Source organism: Flexilinea flocculi (assembly GCF_001192795.1).
In the GTDB taxonomy this organism is placed as follows: domain Bacteria; phylum Chloroflexota; class Anaerolineae; order Anaerolineales; family Anaerolineaceae; genus Flexilinea; species Flexilinea flocculi.
Genome location: NZ_DF968181.1, coordinates 993,612 through 1,016,772 on the forward strand (window position 1 = coordinate 993,612; position 23,161 = coordinate 1,016,772).

Below are 23,161 nucleotides of genomic sequence, written 5' to 3' on the forward strand. Positions count from 1 at the left end.
TTGTTATTTAGTCTTTATTGGCACTCAGTTTCACTGTTATTCATGTTTGTTTTATGAATTATTTTGTATCCTTGCAGACACTCAATACACAGGAATCGTATTGGAACCATTTTTCTGAAATCTCAGCAAATTTTCCGGATTCAACAAGATCTTCCAGTGCACTTTGAACTTTATCGCGCAATTCTGTGTTACCCAGTTTGAATCCGACTCCGTATTGTTCTGCCTGGAGCATTTCGTCAAGAATCCGGTATTGGTCTTCTTTACCCTGGATTTGGAAATTCGCTACATCAAGGTCCATTGCGATGGCGTCAACAGCGCCGGCTTCGAGATCCATGAATGCAGTGTTATACTGTGCAACAACCAAAAGATCTTTGAATTCAGCCACTAAATCTTTATAGTCATCGGATTCCAATGCTTCCAGAGCGGAGGAATCTGTCTGAACTGCAACGATTTTTCCTGCAAGATCTTCTAATTTTTCGATATCCGAATCAGCTTTTACCAGGATAACCTGCCCTGCATCTTTATAAGCTTCCGTCCATTCATATTTATCTTCACGGCCGTTAATTGTGAAACCATTCCAAATACAATCAATAGTACCAGAATCAAGCTCCATGTCCTTCGAGTCCCATGCAATCGGCTGATAAACGACTTCCAGTCCCATGAGCTCGGCAGCTGCTGCAGCCATTTCAAGATCATAACCGGTAAATTCGCCATCTTCACCGACAAAACCGTAAGGGGGGAAGTCTTGATCAAAACCCACAACGAAAGTTGTCTTTCCGTCAGCAAAAACGGATGTAAAGCTGAAAAGGACGACAGCCGCTAAAAGCAGTGCAAATAAGGCAAAAGAATTTTTTTTCATCGTAATGCTCCTCAAAAATCGTATCAAAGGTTGAATTTTTCATCCATGACAACATGTTATCACTTTACTGTGATAAAGTCAATACGGAAAATTACAGGAAATGACAATAAATTATTTGAAAAGTCATTTTATATTTTGAATAGCTGTCAGAAATTGCAGTTATTCGAAATTTGGACATTCTTTATACAATAAAGGGAAAAAGCTTGTTGTTGTGTCGTGTTTACGCAGCGCGCAAACACGACACAACAACAAGGAATTCTTTCCATATTTGAAATTGCTGAATTTCTTACGAAAAATCGAGATATGAGAATTGATGATATACTTATTTTCCGATTATGAAAGAAAATATACGTAACTTTTGTATTATCGCTCACGTTGATCATGGCAAGTCGACACTTGCAGATCGATTGCTGCAGATAACTGGTACCATTTCCGATCGCGATATGGTTAATCAAGTTTTAGACAGTATGGATTTGGAACGGGAAAAAGGCGTGACGATCAAATCCTCCGCTGTCCGAATGAATTACCAGGCAGCCGATGGTAATACTTATGAGCTGAATCTAATTGACACTCCGGGACATGTTGACTTCAATTACGAGGTCAGCCGTGCATTAGCTGCTTGTGAAGGCGCTTTACTGGTTGTGGATGCAACACAGGGAATTGAAGCCCAGACACTTGCCAATTTGTATCTTGCTTTAGAATCTGATCTTGTCATTATTCCAGTAATCAACAAGATTGATCTGCCTTCTGCGATCCCTGATGAAGTCGCTGAAGAATTAAATAACCTGCTTGGTATTCCTGCAGATGAAATACCCAGAATTTCTGCCAAAGAAGGAATCAATATTGATCAGGTTCTGGAAAAAGTAGTGAAATTAGTGCCGCCGCCGACAGGCGATGACTCTATGCCGACCAGAGCTCTGATTTTCGACTCCATTTATGATTCTTACAAAGGTGTTATCGCTTATATCCGCGTTCGTGATGGAATCATTTCTCAAAATACGAATTTACGCTTGATGGCCACCAATACGGATTTAAAACCGGTTGAAATCGGAATTTTTTCTCCGGAGATGAAACCGGTTCAGCGATTATCTGCCGGTGAAGTCGGATATATTGCCACAGGATTGAAAACTGTCAGAGAATGCAGGGTTGGAGATACGATTACAACCGCTGAAAAATCAGCTCCTGAAATGCTTCCAGGGTATAAGAAAGCAAAACCGATGGTATTTGCCGGAATCTATCCGGTTGAAGGGGAAGATTATGATGATCTGCGGGATGCTCTGGAAAAACTTCAATTGAATGATGCTTCTTTAGATTATCAGCCTGAAACATCACAAGCATTGAATTTTGGCTTCCGTTGCGGTTTTCTTGGACTGTTTCATATGGAAATCATTCAGGAGCGTTTGGAAAGAGAATACAATCTGGATATTGTGGTTACAGCTCCATCGGTGGAATACCAGGTTCTTCTGAATAATGGATCAAAAATTTTCATTGATTCTCCGGTGCAATTGCCTGACGAGGGGTTGATAAATGAAATCTACGAGCCATGGATGCACCTTCAGATTTTTTCTCCGACGGAGTATTACGGCACGATTATGGAGTTGATCCGAAAACGAAGAGGAATTTTCATTGGGCAGGATTATCCTGCGCCGGATCGAGTACAATTGAATTTTGAGATTCCGCTGGCAGAAATTATTGTTAACTTCTTCGATGAATTGAAATCCCGGACGAAGGGATATGCTTCGATGGATTACCAGATAGCGGATTATCGACCTGGCAATCTGGTGAAAGTTGAAGTTCTGGTTGGCGGAGAAGCGGTGGATGCGCTTGCAACGATTGTTCATAAAGAAGACGCGTACCACAAAGGCCAATTGCTTGTGACGAAACTGAAGGCGCTGATCCCAAGACAATTATTTGAAGTTCCAATTCAAGCCAGCGCGTCCGGCAGAGTCATTTCACGTGCCAATGTAAAAGCCTTGCGGAAAGATGTTCTCTCCAAATGTTACGGTGGCGATATTACTCGCAAAAAGAAATTGCTCGAAAAGCAAAAACGCGGAAAAAAACGGATGAAGATGGTTGGTAATGTTGAAATTCCGCAGGAAGCCTTTATGGCAATTCTACAATTGGATGATGAGTAGGATTATGAAAAAAACTGGATCTTTCGCTATTGATTCCACTTCGCAAAAAGGCAGTATGATCAAAAAGAGTTTACCGGGAATTCTTGTCAGTCTGATCATCATCGGAGTTTTACTTTATTTTGTTGATTTTGACGAATTATTGACTTCGTTTCGTAATGTCTCTGCGATTCTCCTTGTTGAAATATTCCTCTTGCAAAGCATTGCTTTTGTTTTTCGCAGTCTGGCTTGGCGTGTGATTTTAGATGGTGAACCCTCTCTTGCACAAGGTTTTTGGACGATTACGGAAGGGTATCTTTTAAATCTCCTGCCGTTGCGGCTCGGAGAACTTGGAAGAGCTGTCATTATGGGCGGAATTGTTCGTAGAAGTCCTTTTTATGTTTTTTCAACGGTTCTGTTAGAACGATTGTTTGATGTCATCATCACATTGATTATGCTGATTTCAACCGTCCCTTTATTGTCTGGCAGTTCGTTTTCTGTTTCGACATATTACATTCTTTTTGCTGTGATTCTGATTGGCTTAGTCGTTGTTTTTCTGATCACCAGAAACCAGGCAAGTTTTTTGAAACTTTTATCCAGAATCTTGAAACCGGATTCAAAAATTGGTTTATTTGTGCTGCCGAAAATCCAATCCTTATTAGGTGGAATGGAAATTCTTTCGAATCCACGCAAATTCTATAAATGGCTTTTCTGGATTTTCATGACCTGGTGTTGCTGGTGGCTCACATTAATCATTGGAATGCGGTTTTTCTTTCCTCAACTCCCGATTTGGGCAAGCTTTTTCACGCAAAGCATCGGAGCATTGGGAGGTGCGATTCCATCTGCACCAGCCGGCTTAGGTGTCGTTGAAGGCGCTTATGTATTTGCACTCAGTCTGTTTAATATCAATCAATCACGCGCTCTTGCTTTCGGATTACTCATGCATGCAATTGGTATTTTGACTCCGATGATTTGGGGAATCATCGGTTTCAGTATCCAGGGGCAGAAATTTTCCGAAGTGTTCAAAGGCTTACAAAACACAGATTTATCAGAAAAAGGCAATTAAAAATGACGCAGACCTATTTCATAACCGGAGGAGCCGGTTTTATTGGTTCAAATTTCGTTGCGCATTTGTTGGAAAAAAATCAGAATGTTGTTATTTTCGACAACCTGTCACGTAATGGTTCCAAAATGAATCTTTCCTGGCTGCGCGAACAATATGGTCAGGATGCATTCCGACTCATCGAAGGAGATGTCCGTGATTCAGATGCGCTGGATAAAGCAATGGAAAAAATGGATGTTGTTGCACATTTTGCTGGACAAGTTGCAGTTACAACCTCGGTAATGAATCCCAAAGAGGATTTTGAAGTGAATGCTTTGGGCACACTAAATGTTCTGGAAGCAGTTCGGAAATCTAAAAATCACCCCATCGTTTTGTATACTTCGACCAATAAAGTTTATGGCGGAATGGAAAATGTCAGAGTCATCGAACGTGAAAATGATTATGCCTATCTGGATTTTCCGCAAGGTATATCAGAAAATCAGCTTCTCGATTTCCACTCTCCATATGGTTGTTCCAAAGGAACAGGAGACCAATATGTTCGGGATTACCATCGAATCTATGGTATTCCGACAATAGTCTTTCGACAAAGTGCAATCTATGGCCCGCATCAATTTGGAATAGAAGATCAGGGATGGGTATCCTGGTTTATTATAGCGGTTCTGACTGGCAAGCCAATAACGATTTATGGCAATGGGAAACAAGTACGAGATCTTCTGTATATTGAAGATCTGGTTCGCGCTTATTCCGCAGCGATTGATCATCCGGAGGTTTCCGCAGGGAAAATTTATAATATCGGCGGCGGACCGGAGAATTGCATATCAATCTGGAAAGATTTCGGTCCCATTTTGGAATCGTTGTGCGGACATCCGATTGAAGTCGCTTATGGCGATTGGCGTCCAGGCGATCAGGCAATTTATATTTCGGATATTCGGAAGATCAAGCAGGAATTAGGCTGGACTCCGACAATTTCTGCTAAAGAGGGAATTACACGATTATATTCGTGGGCTTCAGCGAATCGGAATCTTTTCGGATGAAAATTCTTGTTGCATTAACATACTACACACCGTATGTCAGCGGATTAACCATCTACGCAGATCGGATTGCCAGAGCATGGGTAAAGGAGGGGCATGAAGTTGTTGTTCTGACTTCTCAACATACTCCCGATTTGCCGAAGGAAGAAGTTATTGAAGGCGTACGTGTAATTCGTTCACCGATATTATTCCGTATCAGTAAAGGTTCCATCATGCCCGTTTTTTGGATGAAAGCAATTCATCTTGTAAAATGGGCTGATGTGGTCAATCTTCATTTACCACAGTTCGATGCAGCATGGGTTGCATGGCTTGGTAAAATCACAAAAACATTCACAATTCTGACTTATCATTGTGATCTGGTAATGCCGGGCGGTTTTGTGAATCGCATAGCGAATAAAGCAATTTTATGGATGAATGACCTCGCTGGTCGATTCAGTGACAGAATTATTGCATATACGGAAGATTATGCAAAACACTCTTTTTTCTTGCCAAAATTCGCTGAAAAGATATCGATTATTCAGCCTCCTGTTGAATTACCGGAAATTGATCCGTCTGAAATCGCAGAATTTCTGAATAGGGTAAATTCTGAAGGCAAGCATCCCATTATCGGTATGGCATGTCGTTTTGCTGCGGATAAAGGTGTCGAAATATTGCTTGAAGCTTTACCAGAAATTATTCGGATTTATCCAAATTGCTGTGTTTTCTTTGCCGGACCTTATGAAGATGTTCTGGGGGAAAAAGCGTATTATCTGCGTCTGAAACCGATTTTACAGAATTATATCGATTCCGGTCATTGGAAATTTCTTGGCAGTCTTTCCCCCTGGGAAATGACAAAGTTTTATCAAATAATCGACCTTCTCACGATGCCCAGTTTGAACCGGACGGATGCGTTTGGTCTGGTGCAAATTGAAGCGATGATGAATGGAAAACCTGTGGTTGCCTCGAATTTACCTGGAATCCGAATTCCTGTACAACGCCATGGTATGGGTGAAATTGTTCCGATCGGTGACAGTCAAAAATTGGCTGATGCCATCATTCACCAGATCGGCCTTCATCAGGCATATCAAGAAAAAACTGCTGCAATTAGAACATTTTATGCTCCTTCATTCATTGCCGCAGAATATGATCGAATCTTTAAAGCCCATGGAATCAAATAAAAAACAAAAAAATTCACCAACAAAAACGAAACGAAAAGATTTTCTCCGGATTCAAATTCGGGAGCTGCCCTATTTTCGCGGATTACTACGCGCTGTGGAAGCCAAGTTTTATCAAGACATCCCCATTGAACGACCTGTATTGGACCTGGGTTGCGGTGATGGACATTTTGCCAGTCGAACCTTCGATTTCCCGATCGATGCCGGAATCGATCCATGGGTTGGGCCTTTGAAAGAAGCCTCACAATCCGGTGCCTATCTGCAGACTTTTCGCTGTATCGGCAGTGAAATGCCCTTTTCAGATGGCTCTTTTCAGACTGTCATCAGTAATTCTGTTTTGGAACATATACCCGATGTCGATGCGGTGATTATTGAAGCAGGCAGAGTGCTGCGCCCTGGCGGTACCTTTTTGTTTTGTGTTCCCAATCATCAGTTCCTTGGTAACCTTTCTGTTTCCGCTTTTTTTGACAAAATTCATCTGCATTTTGCTGCAGACTGGTATCGACGTTTTTTTAATACGATTTCACGCCATCATCATTGTGACAGCCCCCAGATTTGGCAGGAGAGACTGGAGAAAGCAAATTTTGAGATTGAAAGATACTGGCATTATTTTTCTCCAGGCGCCTTCCACACACTGGAGTGGGGGCATTATTTTGGATTGCCATCCTTGATTTGTCATTTTCTGACCAGAAAGTGGATATGGTTCCCATATCATTGGAATTTGTGGCTGGTGGAAAAAATTTGCCGCAAGTATTATGATGAAGATGCCAATCAGGAATTTGGATCTTATACGTTTTATATTTCCCGTAAAAAAGGCTGATATCAATGGATGAGATAACCGTTTTGGATTATTTTCGATTTAAATTAAATCCGAAGAATTGGAATCGGGAGATTCTCCCCGAAGACACTGAACTGGATGAACTGCAGACAGAAACGACCTCGTTCGCGGAACAAAATACTCCAAAATCTTCTTTTGTTGAAGTTCTTTTTCAACGAATACAAATGTTAAGAACAGAAGAGCAGCTTACATTCAGCGCCTCTTCTGCGATCATGCTGGTTTTGGCTTTTACGTCAGCATTACTGGCTCAATTATCGATGGAACCGCATGTTGTTATCGGGACACGAAATCCTCTGCCCGCCATTCTCTTGTATGGATTGTCAGTAATTCTCCTTGGATTGAATTTTTTCCACCATCGGCATCAGCCTTCGTCAAACATTCAGAATGAATCGAATGAAAATTCATTGATAGAAGTGGACAAGAACTCCGAACCCGTTCAGAGATTCTTTCGACTGGAATGGTTCGCCGCTTCGGCCATTTCAGCTTCCATTGCATTTCTCTTGTTTGGCGGCAACCGTTTCACAATTTTCAACCTCTTTTTTTGGATTGTATCGATCGTACTGGGTATTATTTCATTTCTGCCAGGAGTATCCCTTTCCCGCTTTTTTAGAAGACTATGGCTGCGATTGAAGGATTTTCAAGCATTGAAAATTCGATTCTCTCCCTGGCAGATACTGGTTTTTTGTGTCTTTTGTATCTGCGTTTATTTCCGTTTTTCTCAAATCAACGAAATTCCAGGCGATATGTTCAGCGACCATGCCGAAAAACTTTATGATGTCATGGATGTACTGGATGGAAAGACATCCATTTTTTTTGTGCGTAACACCGGCCGTGAAGCATTCCAATTTTATTGGACAGCATTAATCATTAAATTATTCGGAACCGGAATTAGTTTCTTAAGTTTAAAAATTGGGACTGTATTGGCAGGATTGTTCGCACTACCGTATATTTATTTACTCGGGAAACTTTTTGGAAATCGTTGGGTCGGTTTATTCGCCATGTTATTTTGCGGAGTGGCATATTGGCCGAATGTGATCAGCCGAGTCGCTTTGCGATTCGCATTTTATCCGATGTTTACCGCGCCTGCTTTGTACCATCTGTTTAAAGGATTGATGCAAAAATCGCGGAAAGATTTCATCCTGTGTGGAATCTTTTTAGGTATTGGACTGCAAGGGTATAGCGCTATGCGGATTGTTCCGATTGTCATTGCCATCATTTTTATGATGAGCCTTTTCCCAACTTCCAACGGCAACCGGAAAGATATGGCGATCAGTTTCGGAATTATGGTGTTTTTCACAATTCTTTCAGGACTTCCGCTTCTTCGTGTATTTCTGGACATGCCGGAATCGGTTTTCTATCGTGTCATGACACGTATTGGAGAAACTGAAACTTCGTTGACAAAGCCGGCCATCTTAATTTTCCTGATTAACTTCTGGAAAGCTGCGGTAATGCCTTTTTGGAATAATGGCGGCATATGGGTTCATTCCGTACTCTTCCGACCTGCTTTAGACGTATTTAGTGCTCCCCTTTTCTTTCTGGGATCGATCCTTGTATTTTTCCGATATCTTAAAAATAAACGATGGCAGGATTTGAGTATGCTGTTGTGTGTTCCTTTTCTGATGCTCCCATCCAGTCTGTCCATTGCTTTTCCGGATGAAAACCCTTGTCTGAACCGTACTGGTGCGGCTGTTATCCCGATTTTTATCATCTCTTCCTTCGGATTTTGTTATCTGGTTGAGTCGATCATCGAAAAAATTAGACGTCCTGGAATATCCATTTTGCTTCCGATTCTTTTTGTCGTCGGGATTACCACAGGCATTTGTATCAGTAATTACCATCTTGTTTTTCAGGATTATCGTGTAAATTATGACCGGAATGCGCTGAATACCCGCCAGATTGGTTCGGTTATCAAAGGTTTCGCGGATTCTGTTGGTGATTATGAAAGCGCCTTTGTAATACCGTATCCGTATTGGGTTGATACACGATTGGTGGGAATTAATGCCGGAGTTCCCAGAAAGGATTACGCACTGGCACGCGATATGATTTCCTCTGTCGGAAATGCTGCACATCCGCTGTTGTTTATCTATAAGGAAGATGATCTGGATACCGCAAAATCTCTCAATCAGCTTTATCCTGATGGAAAAGCAATTTTACAGGAAAGTATTTATCCAGGGAAAAGTTTTTACAGCTTCCTGGTGCCATAAAAAAACTGTTTAAAAGGACCGAAATAGGGAAAAATTCGAATTATTCAAAAACCTTTTTCGATCAGAGAGAATATTTCGGATCGTTGTTCTTTCGCTTTCTGTAAAAGAAATCATAAATATGGGAAGAATTCTATGTTGTTGTGATGGCTTTATATTCTGCGCAAAAACATCACAGTAACAAGTTTTTCTCCTTTTATTCAAATAACAAGTCAATATTTCGCATCGCTATTTCTGCAATGAAAAAAAGGACTTCCATGAAATATCTGCAAAAATTCTATTGGATCCTTCCGGTGATCATTGCAATCTGTTTTCGTTTTTCGGGATTTGACTGGGATGATTTCCGCTTATTAAATCCAGACGAACGATTTTTAACCCAGGTAACCGAAGCCGGATCGCTACCGAATTCTTTTGATGAATGGATTAATCCGGCATCATCCAGATTGAATCCGGCGAATTACGGATTCCATTTTTTTGTTTACGGTACACTGCCATTATTTATAAACAAAGCTGCGGCTTCGCTGCTCGGGGTTCAGAATAATTCTCAGATTGTCGTTCAAATCGGACGTTTTCTGAGTGCTTTATTTGACATTCTAACGGTTTGTTGCATCGGAATTACCAGTCATATCCTTTGGAAAAATAAAAAATCAGTCCTCCTTTCCATGGGAGGATATGCGATATTAACGGCTGCTATCCAGCAATCCCATTTCTATACATTTGATACAACAGTTGTCTTCCTGATCTCGATATCAACCTTATCTGTCCTTTTGATGTCGATTGAAAAACGTCCCCCGGTTTTTATCTTTCAATCCGTTCTGACTGGCTTCTTGATGGGATGCGCTGCTGCCAGTAAAATCAGCGCGGTCATTTTCCTGCTTTTCCCGTTTCTCCTGTTTGTCGCGCTTTTCATCCAATTCCCATGGACAAAGAAGCTGAACCGATTTGTCGTTTTGTTCGGATTTATTTGTTTTTTGATTTCGTTTGCGCTTACTTTCCGTGTTTTTCAACCCTATGCATTTCAAGTACCAAATTTGCTGAATTTTACAATGAATGCGAACTGGCTAGCCAGTATGAAAGAACTTAGCCTGCAGAGCAGCGGTTCTGTTGCTTTTCCGCCTGCCTGGCAATGGGCAGACCGGCCTTTTGATTATGCGCTAAGGAATCTTTTCTTCTATGGATCAGGAATTGCATTATCTTTGATTCTGATATCCGGATTGTTTTTTTCCTTCTCATTCATCAAAAAATCAGGTGTTGGACGACGGGATAAAGCGGAGGAGTTGCTCAAAGAAAGTTTTCCTTTTTGCAATATGTCCCGATCCATTTCACCAGAACATCCATCACAAAAGAATGAAGACAGAGTGGATGATTTGCCGTCCCGGACGATGTTTCTTATTATTGCGATGCTCTGTGTATTTGTTTTCTGTATCTGGCAGTTGACGCAATTTTCCAAGATGATGCGGTATTTTCTGCCAATTTTTCCCCTTTTGTTTCTAATCTCCGGAGCCATTTTCAGTATTTCGTTGAAACCTGAAAAAGTTGACAGAATTAAACAAGTTCTCATTGTGATTCTCTTCCTCGCTGCAGTATGTTGGAGCATAGCTTTTTCATCGATCTACCGTTCAAAACATACACGTTTGCAAGCCAGCGAATGGATTTATCAGAATATTCCTTCGGCGCTGCAGGCGATCGTCAAAACAGAGAACGGATCTGTTTCGCAATCAGTCGGAGTTCCCACTTTTCAAAAAGTGAAATCCGACTCGAAACCAATTCTGTTGCCATTTGAGGCAAAATATGGGGCAGATATTCAAATGGTATCATTCCAATCCATAAGGAAATTATCCGGCAATCACTGTTCATTGGAAGTTGCGCTATGTGCGGATGCGGATTGCAATGACGTGATTGATTCTGTCGGTCCTTTGGATGAATCTTATCTTTCAAAGGATGCCAGTAAATCCGATGTGACTTTCTATTTTCCTAAACCCGCGGTGATCAATTCGCACAATAAATTTGCTTTTCTGCAATTATCAGCTTCTGGTACCGATTGTTCTTTTCGCATCAGCAGTCAGTATGATCTTTATCAGATTCAAGAACAGAAATCGTCTTATCTTTTTTATAACGGATTATCCAGCCAGATTCGGGAAGGCGAACCGCTTGAAGCATATTTCAAATCGGCTGCAGATGGATATTTAGATAAACTGGTGCTGAGCGGTTTTCGAGTGATAACCGGTATCCCTTCTCCATCGCACCTGGTTGTGGAAGCGACGAATTATGATCGCGGCGATACTTCTGTTTCATCTATCCAAATGAAACCATTGCCGCATCCTTTGACCGGTTCCGAAATGATTGTCGCATTTTCACAATCTCCGGTTTTTATGCAGCAGGGTGATACGATTGGAATCACGATATCCACTACAGATACTGATTCCGTTGTTGCATTGTCTGCTCCGTCGATTGCCTCGGAATCCAGTTGGGATGATGTACTTCCGCTGTCAGAAACCGGACGTCTTCCTTATGATGTGACATCCGGATATTATGGGAACAGTATCGACCTGGATTTGTTTGCCGATGAGAACATTTTGCAGCGAGAGAAACTTCTCGCAAAAATCGAAGCGGCGGATTATTGGGTGATCAGTTCCAATCGGATTTATGGTGCTGCTGCCAGGATTCGGGAAAAATTCCCACTGCTGGAAGCTCTTTATCGTCAGCTTGTCAATTGTCCGGAATCAGAGACTGTTACGGAATGTTTCGCTAAATTGTCAGCTGATGATCTGCAATCGGGAAGCTTTTTTAAGATTGCAGCCATATTTGAATCAGAACCTGAGTTTTTTGGTACGATATTCAACACCCAATCAGCCGAGGAAGCTTTTACCGTTTATGATCATCCGAAGGTGATCATTCTTCAAAAAGCGGAATCGTTTGACATATCAGTGTTCAAAGAAAAATTGAATGCGGTGAATTTGTCTCAGATATCTAACAAAAATCCGGTAGAATACAGAAATATGCAAAAATCACTATCTCTTTTATTAACTGCAGAGCAAGCTGCAATCCAGCAATCCGGGGGAACATGGTCTGAATTATTCCATCGGTCAGCCTGGATCAATGAAAATCAGCTTTTTGGCGTCATCGTTTGGCTGCTAATCCTCATATCTGTCGGGTGGATATTTTACCCGATGACTCGGATTATATTTGGTCCCCTGCGTGACAAAGGATTCGGTGTTTCAAAGTTTTTTGGAATTTTATGTATCGGCTATATCGTCTGGATCTGCGGATTTATGGGAATTCCATATACAAGGCAGTTGATCATCATGGTTATTGGCGCCTTTATGCTGCTTAATCTGATCCTATTTAAGGCTGACCGAGTAAAGATTTCTCAGGAAATCCGTAATAACTTTCCAATTCTGCTCCGTTCAGAACTGATCTTTTTATCTTTTTTTATATTCTTTTTATTAATTCGACTTGGAAATCCCGATCTCTGGCATCCGGCAAAAGGCGGAGAAAAACCGATGGATTTTTCATATTTCAATGCTGTTTTAAAAAGCACGATCTTCCCGCCATACGACCCCTGGTTTGCCGGTGGATATTTGAATTATTACTACTATGGTTTTTTCCTTTCCGGGTTACTGGTTAAACTGATCGGCATGATTCCAAGTATTGCCTATAACCTGATTCTGCCGACCTGGTACGGCTTCCTGGCAATTGGAGCGTATTCAGCCGGAACAGCAATTTATGCGATGCTGAAACCTGACGCTGTCGATGAAAAATCTGAAAAATGGGCAAATTTCAGCGGGATTCTGACAATTTTTATGCTTCAGGTAATCGGAAACTTAGGCACTATCAAAATACTTCTAACCGAAACGACGGAATTAGGAGCTGCCGGAGCGGCAGGATCCAGATTTCAAAACATCCTATGGTTTTCTTCTGGAATCATAAAATTGCTTCAAGGACAGCATTTCCAGATGTATCGGGGAGACTGGTATTGGCTTCCCAGCAGAGCAATTCCAGGAGAACCGATCACTGAATTTCCCTTTTTTACCTTTTTATACGGGGATCCGCACGCCCATCTTTTTGCGCTGCCTATTACTGTATTGGCACTGGTTTGGCTGCTGGCAGTCATTCGCCATACTCGGAGCCAGAAAAAGATGCGTATAGGCGTATCCTTCTTTGTCATTTTATCCGGTGGTTTAATCATCGGATCTCTGATCCCTTCCAATACATGGGATATGCCTACCTATCTGCTGATTGCTTGTATTGTGCTGACAAGTTTGGGATTAAATACTCCGATTTTCGGTTTAGTGAAGGGAAATTCAGATCAACATCAGCAAAAGGGGAAAATACTTTCCTTGTTTCTCGTTCCAGTATTGCTCTGTGCCTCTGTGTTCTTGTTGTTTTTGCCATATCTAAAAACGAATTTTCGTGATTCAGCCATTGATATTTGGCAGGGGAATCGAACACCGCTTTGGTCTTATTGGATGCATTGGGGCTTTTTCTTGTTTGCATTGATCAGTTATTACACCATCGAAACCATCCATTGGATGGCCGCTGTAAAACTTTCTGTTTTCAGAGGATTTCTTCGTGCAAAAAAGAGTCTGCTGGCGGTTACTACGCTTCTGCTTGTCTTTGTGATGATTTTTTTCAGTATCAAAAAAGTGACAGTTGCCTGGACTGCTCTACCAATGATGTGCTGGTCAGCGCTCCTGTTGTTCCGCAAGGGCAATTCACCGGGGAAACGGTTTTTGCTGTTTTTAACAGGGACTGGTATTTTCATAACACTTTTTGTGGAAATGACTTGTCTACGCGGAGATCTGGGGCGTATGAATATGGTTTTCAAACTGTATTTACAAGCCTGGGTGTTGTTATCGATAGCCGCTGCAGGGGCGCTGACTGTCTGTCTTGAGCATTTTATTTCAAACGAAGGTCGTTCCCGAATTAAGCGTATCTGGAGAGGCTTCCTGATCTTTTTTGTGATCGGTACACTTTCATTTACGGTTACCGCATCTATTGATAAGATCACCGACCGTATGTCTTCCATTGCTCCCCATTCACTGGATGGTATGGATTTTATGAAGACCTCCGAGTATTACCAGGATGGATTTCTAATGGATCTTTCTCAGGATTATCTTGCAATCCAGTGGATTCAGGATCATGTTAAAGGGTCACCGGTAATTGTTGAAGCAAATGCGACCGAATATAAATGGGGTAATCGATACACGATTTACACCGGATTACCAGGTGTGGTTGGATGGAATTACCATCAGCGTCAGCAGCGCGGTGCCAGCTCTGATCAGGTTTGGGAACGAGTAAATGCGATTGAAGCTTTTTATAATACAATCAATATTGACGAAGCCAAAGCATTCCTGAAAAAGTATAACGTCAGCTATATCGTCGTCGGGCAGATGGAAGAGGGAATGTATGCTTATGAAGGGCTTTATAAATTTGAGCGGATGGATGGAATTTTGTGGGATGAAGTTTATCAAAATGGCGATACGATCCTGTATCAGGTAAGAAGATAAAAAAATGGCGTATAACTGGATATTTGAAATACTAAAATGGCTGATTGTTTTATTATATGTGAGTTTTCTGGGATATCCTGTTTGTTTTCGATTTTTGCGTTTTTTGCCAAGCAGAGGTTTCAGCTTTTCCTTACCGGTAGGTTTCATCATTATCGGTTATCTTTATTGGATTCTATGCAGCCTGGGTTTGATCAGCAATGATTCCGGAGGGATTATTACCGTTCTGGTTTTCGGGACGGCTTTCTCAGCATATTATTGGAAGAAGTATTTGCAGGAAATTCGATCCTGGAATCGATTGAACTGGCATTTCTCTTTGGGAAACGGATCGCTTTTCCTGATTTCTTTCGCTCTGATCGTTTTGTTTCGTCTGGCTGATCCCAATATCTCTGGCACTGAGAAACCGATGGAGATGACCTTTATCAATGGAATTCTGCGCTCTGAGAGTTTTCCTCCGCACGATTCCTGGCTTTCCGGATATGGAATTTCCTATTATTATTTTGGTTATATTTTGACAGCTCTTCTTATTAAACTGTCCGGTGTTGCAGCTGAATCAGGATTTAACTTAATGCTGGCAACGGTTTATGCAATGGCTGCGATCGGCGCTCTTTGCGTTGTGAATGATCTCCTTGAATTTCGGCATTCAGGACTCACTGAAAAAGTTAAAATCAGGTTTGGATCTTTTTTTTCTCCACTATTTGTACTGGTTGCCGGGAATCTGGAGGGTTTTTTTGAAATGCTTTATGCAAAAGGGCTGTTTTGGAATCCTGACGGTACATCCGGTTTTTGGAATTGGATCAACTTAAAAGAATTAACCACTCCACCTGCATCACTGTCCTCCTGGAATCCTACTTTTCGGCCTGGAATCTGGTGGTGGAGGGCATCACGCGTCTTATCGGATCTTGGGTTGGATGGGAGTACCAAAGAGATTATCGATGAGTTCCCATTTTTCTCTTTTTTCCTGGGAGATCTTCATCCGCATGTTTTGGGTATCCCCTTTGTAATTTTGGCTGTGGCAATTGCGCTCAACGTTTATCTTCAGTTGCTGCAGCAAAAGGCCGATGATCCTTTCTGGGGTATTCAATTTGCAGAAATTCACTCTTTGAAGCTGAAATTCTTCCCATTTCGTTTTTTACACAATGCAGATTTCTGGATCCTTTCGCTCTGTCTTGGCGCTCTCATTTTTATGAATACTTGGGATTTCCCATTCTATTTTTTCCTGTTTCTTATTGCAGTTTTTTGGGCATATTTTCGATATAATGGCTGGAATCGGAAAACCATCCAGGTATTTTTGGGCACTGCGGTTTTTTCCGGGATAGCGTGTGTTTTTCTGTACGGAATTTTCCTGATTGGGCTCTCCTCCCAGGCAGGCGGAGTGATTCCAAGCGGAGTGTTTTCGACTCGAACTATCCATTTATTGATTATGTTTGGGAGTTTTTTCCTGATCCTTTTTGCCTGGCTGTTTTATGCAGTCCGCAGACAGGATTGGAAAAGTATTTTCAAAAGTTTTCAATTTGCTGTGATCGGTTTCCTTTGCCTGTTCCTCCTGGAATCTCTGATATTCGGTATTTTGGTTCTGTTGAAAAATATTGGTCAGATTTGGCAAGGATCTTCAAATTCATCACTCTCAGCTATCGGCAGCGCTATGGTATTAACCGGTTCCTCTTATGCTGCTGTGCAGGGTTTTACTGGGGTTGAATCACCGATGATACAGTTCTTCATCCGAAGAATGCAGACGCTGCCCTCCATGATCATTTTATTTGGCGCTGTTGGATGTATGCTGGCTGTACTCTTCGGGCTGCGAAAAAAAATCAAAGAAACGGAACAAGCGTTTGATATTAACCAAAACTTGCATCCTGGCGGTGTCAATCCCATGGACGCATTTGGTTGTTTGGTGTTATTGATCGCTTTTGGACTCATTATTCTGCCTGAATTTATTTATTTGCGGGATTTTTTTGGCACCCGTATGAATACCATTTTCAAATTCTATTATCAGGTTTGGATATTATTAGGGATCGCCGCAGCTTATTTTCTGGCTCGACTTCATCAAATTGTGACGAACGGAGTAAAACGACTCATTTTCATTCCAATTATGGTCCTGGTATTATGCTCACTCGTCTATCCTTTTTGGGGTATTCTGACCAGGTTGGAAACCCTTCAGCAAAAAGCAATCTCCGAAGGAGGTTTGCAGCATCTGACATTGAATGGAGCTGAATTTTTAGAACGCAGCAGACCCAATGACTGGGCTGGAATTACATGGCTGCAAAAGGCAGAATTTGGCGTTGTCGTCGAAAAAGTTGGCGCCAGTTATACATCCGATAATTCCGTCAGTACATTTTCGGGGCTTCCGGCAATTCTTGGACCGACCAATCATGAATCACAATGGAGAGGCGGATATATTGAAATTGGGAATCGTGAAGATGAAGTCCGTCAGATTTATGAATCTCGCAGTTGGGAAAACACGAAATTACTGCTCGAAAAATATGATGTCAGCTATATATTCATCGGATCCGCTGAGCGCAGCGCTTACGAAATTCAAGAAAAAAAATTTATGAATCATCTGAATCTGGTTTTTGAATCAGGTGATTGCAGAATTTATCGAGTATCTAATTAAGAATCATCTGAAAGCAAAACAATGAATACAATCGATCAAAAAAGATATCTTCTCATTCTCACGTTTCTCCTCATGGCAGCATTCTTTTTCCGATTCATCGGGCTTGGATCAGCGCCATTGTCGGAATCTGAAGCACGACTGGCGATGCAATCTTGGTCTGCAATGAAAGGATTACCTGATTATCAAATTCGACAACCGTTATATGTTTTCATAACATCGGTATGTTTTTCATTTTTTGATGCGAACGAATTTACTGCGCGTGTATTTCCGGCAATCATGGGATTGCTTTTAGTCTGTCTTCCAATTCTGTTTCATCATCAAATCGGATTACCGAAAACAAGCCTGCTGGTTTTTTTGCTGGCAATTGATCCGGTTGGAATCGCCTGGTCAAAGACAGCAGACTCGTTAATTCCAGTCATTTGTCTATTCCTTTTTTCGATCACTGCATTTTATCGAAAGCGCACAATCCCTGGCATCATACTGCTGGCGCTGGCGATGACGGGCGGAGAACGATTTTGGCCGCCTGCCGCAGCCATTTTGATATCTTTTTTATTCTTTCAATTATTATCCCGAAGAAAATCGATTTTCGATAATTTGACAGAAATCTTTTCTGTAAAAAATCTGATACTTCTGACAATCTGTTTCATCCTGTTCAGCATCGGATTCTTCCGATTTCCATACGGACTGCATACAATCGGACAAGGTCTCCTGGCTGGTTTTGCTGTAAACAAAACAGGAGATCCGAAAGCAGTCAGATTTCTTCCAATCTTGATTGGCTATCTCTATTATTTTGGATTCATGTTGCTTCTCATCCTATTGAAATTTGTCCAATCGATACGATCAAAACAGATATCAGAAGTATTTCTGGCAGCAGCTTTTGTGACTTTCGCGCTATTAATGGGGCTTTTTCAACAGGGAATCCTCGTGCTTGCCTGGATCAGTATTCCTCTCATTTATTTTTGCTCAGGCATCTTCGTTCAATTATCGAATGAGATTCGAATTGAGAAGAGTGTGTATTCATATTTAGCGATTGCAACTTTGCCTTGTCTGTATTGCTTCCTTGTTTTTCGAATCACTGAGTTATTACAGATGGGCGATCTATCGCTGCCTCTTTCATTCCGATGGAATCAGCAACTGATTACCCTTTCATTAACTCGATTTCAGGGTTATTTATTCATTATTGTGATTTGTCTCATAATTTTTGGAGTTTTTTTCCCTTATCTTCTGAATTATTTCAGCCCTAATAAAATCTGGTCCAGTTTCGGCTTGGGAATTCTGCTTATCTGGTTATTCAGTCTGACGGTGAATTCCTGGTCAGCTGCAGGTTTCCGGTATAATCAAGAAGATCTTTCTTCAGGTAAAAATCACAATCGGCATGAATTGGCATTGGGTGCGCAAATACATCAAATGAATTCGATGATTCTGGATCAGATCCAAGAAATCGGTTTGAAACAAAGTGGATTTAAAGAAAGCGCTAAAGGTCTGATTCTGAATTTAGATGAACCGATGATGGACTGGGAATTGCGGAAAAATACTGCTGTACAAGAGACTGGCATGCTTAATCACCAGACAGAATTGCCTTCTTATGTTATAACAACCGATATCGATACCAATGATATTACAAAGGATTTAATCGGAACGCCTTTTGTATGGAAAGTGCAGGATGAATGGAATTCGTTTACATTGACGGATTGGTTAAAATGGATGTTGTATCGTCAAGTGAAAGAAAACCATTTTATGCTGACTTTCTGGCAGGAACCTCGCTGGATTACAGAGATTGTAGAAGAATAGAAAGGATGGATTTTATGAGAAAACCGCAGCAAATTGCAATTGATGGACCTGCCGCTTCAGGAAAGACTTCTGTTGGAAAACTTTTGGCAAAAAAATTAGATTATCTTTTTTTTGATACTGGCGTCATGTATCGATTAGCTACCTATGTCGCACTCCAAAAACTGGGAAGTGTCGAGGATGAAGACCAAGTTACACGAATCACAAAAGAAATGGACATTGCGCTTCGGGTTAATCCGGAGAATGATGAAACAGAGGTCCTTTTATGCGGAGAACCGGTCAATGAGTCGATTCGTTCCTCTCAGGTTGACAAAAATGTGTCAATCGTTGCATCCTATCCCGGTGTCAGACAAACACTGACGGAACAGCAGCGGAAAATCGGTTTACTGGGAAATGTTGTCATGGTTGGCAGAGATATCGGAACGGTAGTGATGCCGGACGCAGCGTTAAAAATCTATTTATTAGCGTCACCTGAAAAACGGGCAGAGCGGCGATATCAGGAAAACCTCAGAAAAGGAATTCCATCCGATTTCCATGAAATTTTGATGGATATAATGAAACGGGATGAGATCGATTCGACACGTGTGCTTGCTCCGCTCAAAGCTGCCGAAGATGCAATTTTAATTGACACTGATTATATCAATCAGGAGCAAGTTGTTGAAAGAATCCTATCAATAATTGAACAACCGGAATAGAATTTAATCCATACTATGGGAAAAAATCGTGGAAAAAGAAACGGATAAGAAGTTAAAGGCTGTTTTAGATACAACACAATTTCTCAACCCGATCTCTATGCGTTTAATTTTGAACGAAATGACGGGTCAGATCAATAAAGAAGAGATCAAGACCTGGTTTATCGGAAAGAATAACGAGGCTTTTTTAGAGACTGATTATCAGTTTTATCGGATTATGAAAAGTCAATCCACGATCGTAATTCCCTCTGTGGAACAATCCCGTTTGTTATCCAACCTTGCAGTGGAAAAATCGGCTGCAATATTTGCTCCTATTCGATCTGAGTTCGGGTATTGCGGTTGTTTTTGGGCTTGTTTTGAAGAGAAGGATTTTAATGAACGAACACAGATTTTGTTTGGCAATTTCCAAGACTGGATAACCGAAATCATCACCAATGATCTGAGGGATAATTTTGGGATTCAGATTATTGCCAGCCGATATTCTGATTTTTTGGAACAATTAAACACTCCCGCACTTATCGTGATTCAACCTGACAAGATCAGCATTTCCAATCCTCTCTTTGAAGCGATGCATTTTAAGGAAAAAGTAATCCAGATGATCCGTTCAGGATTGTCGACGGATTCCGGCTTTGATGATCTCTTTGATTTGTATCACTGTGAATTACGGGAAATTAAGTTCCCTGGTGGAAAAACTGGAAAACTCTTTCTATTTCATCCAAAGGAAGATACCACTTCGCAAATTGTATTTAATACGAATGAACTTGAATATATTGAGATGCTGATTCAGAAAGTCAACGGGACTTTGGATTTACTCAATACTGCAGGTGAATTGAATCTTGTTCAAACGAATTATCGGGGAATGGCAGAAATGGAACTGAGAAGGCTTTCAACCGTTGTACGATATAAGAAAAAACATTTCAGTCATTTTCGGAATTCTCAAGAAGGGATCTTTGAAACGATTCTGATTGGAGATATCGTCAAAGAAGTGATTTATGACTTAAAACCTATTGCAAAAAAGAAAAAGCTGGATATACTTTTTGAAATTGATAAAATTGAAGGCAGCCGATCACAGAAAGGCAAGATTATTGGGGATGCCTGGCTGCTTACAATGGCTGTTTATAATCTGGTCGATAACGCAATCCGTTATTCAAAATCCGAAAGCAAACCGATTAAAGTCGATTTAAAGTATCAGATCGATTCCTGGGTACTGAGCGTTCAGGATGATGGTATAGGAATTTCGCCTCTGGATATGCAAAAAATATCCGAGGAGCCGATTTCTTTTATGGAGGGATCTGAATCGACCATTATTAATGGAATTCAATTTGTAAAGTATGTTGCCAGGCTGCATAAAGGAAAATTGGAGATTGAAAGTAAATTAGGAAAGGGCTCTACTTTTACATTCGAGGCTCCTTATTACTAAATTAATCGACCAGTTGCTGAATCCATTTATTAATCCATATAAAAAAGGGATATCATAGTATCTTCCCGTCAAATAACTGATTTTCTACACTGACTGATACGTTATTCTTAAGAAAGAGAGGAATAAAGTTATGATCCGTTTGATAGTGATATCCATTTTGTTTCTCTCGACAATTATTCTTGTTTCCTTGGCAATCATTACTATTTCGAAGCGAAAAATCGTCGGGAAATCGGCGATTTATTTAGCTTGCTGTCTGGCAGCTATATCGCTCTATTGTTTTGGTTATGGGCTGGAATTATCCAGCAACTCCCAGGAAGAAGTGATTTTTTGGGTTCGGTTTGAACATATCGGAATTCAATTCCTCGCTCCATTCTGGTTTATTTTCGTTTTATACCAGACAGCTCATACTAAATGGATTAATATCTACAGCAAGACGGTTCTGTTTGGAATAGCCTTTTTTTTCTATTTTTGCAGTCAGACACTGGGCAGGCTTAACTGGATGCACAAGAATCCAAGAATTAATTGGGTTCATGGTATGCCAATTTTTGATTACGACGCTACTCCAATTATGACGATGGCAGTCGTTTATATGAGTCTGCTTGTAATAACATGTTTTCTGTTATTAACGATGCTCATGATTCATTCTGCACCGGCGTTAAAATCCCGGACGCTGATCTTGTGGATCGGCTCATTTATCCCTTGGATTTCTGAACTTATTTATTTTTTTGGCTTTTCGCTTTATGATCTTGACATTGCACCAATAGCATTCACCATTAGCGGTATTATTGCTTCAATTGGAATTCTCAAATACAATATTCTGACAGTTGTTCCTTTAGCAAGAAGCCTGATTTTTGATGGAATGAGGGATGCAGCCCTTGTTCTTAACCTGAATGGCGAAATAATCGATTTTAATTATCGCCTGACGAAAATATTCCCGTTTGTCAACCATCATGCTGTCGGAAAACTTGCTTCAGATGTGTTTGCCTCTCATCCGGAAATTCAGTCGCTGCTGGAAAGTAATAAAATTTCGAAAATCGAGATATCAGTAAATCAGAATGGAATCATTCATTTCTATCAGGTAAATCAGTCTGAGCTAAATGATCGCAGCGGAAATAAAGTTGGCTACGTAGTCACATTTTATTTCTATACAGAAATTAAGAAACTCGTAAATAAATTAGAGGAATTCGCTACACATGATCAATTAACCGGTGTCAATAACCGCCGTCGATTTATTGAATTAGCTGAGACTGAGATTAAGCGTTCGATTCGCTACTGTCGATTTTTTGCAGTGGTTCTTTTCGATCTTGATCATTTTAAACAAATTAATGATCGATTTGGACACCTCGCCGGGGATGTCGTTTTGAAGGCCGTAGCACGTACTTGTCAGGAGGGACTTCGTAGCTCGGATGTGTTTGGAAGATTTGGGGGCGAAGAATTCGTTTTCCTGCTTCCTGAAACAAATTTAGATGATGGACAGTTTTTTGCAGAGCGGATGCGATCTGCCATTCAGAACCTCTCTTTGCTGGAATTTGGAATTGATACTAACATTACTGCCAGTTTTGGCGTTACCAGTTATGAGAGCCAGGATTCTATCGAATTGGAAGAAATGCTGCGTGCGGCAGATCAGGCATTGTATCAGGCGAAATTCACAGGCCGTAATCGCGTATGTTCTTGTCCTGTCGAGAAGAGTAATTTGCAACACTGAATGATTACAATTTCGCATTTCCTTATTTCAAAACACAAATTACCAGCATGCGGAATTCAAGGAGGATTTAATTGTTCCTATGATGTTTGCAAATTGTGCAACATCATAGGAACAATTAATTTCCAATTTTTATTTAAAAGGTAAATCTTTATTTCGAATAACTGACATTAATCAGTAA

At 40.9% G+C, this 23,161-nt stretch carries 13 protein-coding genes; 12 read left to right on the forward strand and 1 reads right to left on the reverse strand.

Translation table 11 applies throughout. The features are described from left to right. Positions 1-58 precede the first annotated feature (58 nt). Positions 59-859, reverse strand: a complete 801-nt coding sequence (locus ATC1_RS09215; RefSeq protein WP_062280809.1) for a transporter substrate-binding domain-containing protein — start codon at positions 857-859, stop codon at positions 59-61. A 335-nt stretch (positions 860-1,194) separates the two neighbouring features. Here ATC1_RS09215 and lepA point away from each other — a divergent pair, with 335 nt between their 5' ends. The 12 genes from lepA to ATC1_RS09275 all read left to right on the forward strand — a co-directional run bounded on the left by lepA (position 1,195) and on the right by ATC1_RS09275 (position 22,983). Next, on the forward strand, positions 1,195-2,994 hold the full coding sequence (gene lepA / locus ATC1_RS09220) for a translation elongation factor 4 (protein WP_062280812.1): 1,800 nt from the start codon (positions 1,195-1,197) through the stop codon (positions 2,992-2,994). 4 nt (positions 2,995-2,998) lie between these two features. Next, positions 2,999-4,036 carry a lysylphosphatidylglycerol synthase transmembrane domain-containing protein gene (locus tag ATC1_RS09225; protein ID WP_062280816.1) on the forward strand — a complete coding sequence of 346 codons (1,038 nt, stop codon included), beginning with the start codon at positions 2,999-3,001 and terminating at the stop codon, positions 4,034-4,036. A 2-nt stretch (positions 4,037-4,038) separates the two neighbouring features. Continuing rightward, a complete protein-coding gene (locus ATC1_RS09230; RefSeq protein WP_062280819.1) occupies positions 4,039-5,067 on the forward strand; it encodes a GDP-mannose 4,6-dehydratase in 1,029 nt (342 codons plus the stop codon). Continuing rightward, positions 5,064-6,221 carry a glycosyltransferase family 4 protein gene (locus tag ATC1_RS09235; protein ID WP_062280823.1) on the forward strand — a complete coding sequence of 386 codons (1,158 nt, stop codon included), beginning with the start codon at positions 5,064-5,066 and terminating at the stop codon, positions 6,219-6,221. The genes ATC1_RS09230 and ATC1_RS09235 overlap by 4 nt, the downstream gene beginning before the upstream one ends. Beyond that, the gene (locus ATC1_RS09240; RefSeq protein ID WP_062280826.1) at positions 6,208-7,038 is read left to right on the forward strand and encodes a class I SAM-dependent methyltransferase; all 831 of its coding nucleotides are present in this window, start codon (positions 6,208-6,210) and stop codon (positions 7,036-7,038) included. Before ATC1_RS09235 ends, ATC1_RS09240 begins: the two co-directional genes overlap by 14 nt. Positions 7,039-7,043: 5 nt before the next feature. Continuing rightward, positions 7,044-9,260: an ArnT family glycosyltransferase gene (locus tag ATC1_RS09245; RefSeq protein ID WP_062280829.1), complete on the forward strand. Its 2,217-nt coding sequence runs from the start codon at positions 7,044-7,046 to the stop codon at positions 9,258-9,260. A 254-nt stretch (positions 9,261-9,514) separates the two neighbouring features. Beyond that, positions 9,515-14,767, forward strand: coding sequence for a DUF2298 domain-containing protein (locus tag ATC1_RS09250; RefSeq protein ID WP_172667746.1), 5,253 nt, complete (start codon positions 9,515-9,517; stop codon positions 14,765-14,767). A gap of 4 nt (positions 14,768-14,771) precedes the next feature. After that, a complete protein-coding gene (locus ATC1_RS09255; protein WP_062280837.1) occupies positions 14,772-17,378 on the forward strand; it encodes a DUF2298 domain-containing protein in 2,607 nt (868 codons plus the stop codon). 21 nt (positions 17,379-17,399) lie between these two features. After that, entirely contained in the window at positions 17,400-19,169 is a 1,770-nt protein-coding gene (locus ATC1_RS09260; protein WP_062280840.1) for a hypothetical protein, read from the forward strand. A 14-nt stretch (positions 19,170-19,183) separates the two neighbouring features. Next, the gene (gene cmk, locus ATC1_RS09265; RefSeq protein ID WP_062280844.1) at positions 19,184-19,861 is read left to right on the forward strand and encodes a (d)CMP kinase; all 678 of its coding nucleotides are present in this window, start codon (positions 19,184-19,186) and stop codon (positions 19,859-19,861) included. Between the two features lie 28 nt (positions 19,862-19,889). After that, the gene (locus tag ATC1_RS09270; RefSeq protein ID WP_062280847.1) at positions 19,890-21,278 is read left to right on the forward strand and encodes a sensor histidine kinase; all 1,389 of its coding nucleotides are present in this window, start codon (positions 19,890-19,892) and stop codon (positions 21,276-21,278) included. Between the two features lie 130 nt (positions 21,279-21,408). Next, on the forward strand, positions 21,409-22,983 hold the full coding sequence (locus ATC1_RS09275) for a histidine kinase N-terminal 7TM domain-containing diguanylate cyclase (RefSeq protein WP_062280850.1): 1,575 nt from the start codon (positions 21,409-21,411) through the stop codon (positions 22,981-22,983). Positions 22,984-23,161 lie beyond the last annotated feature (178 nt).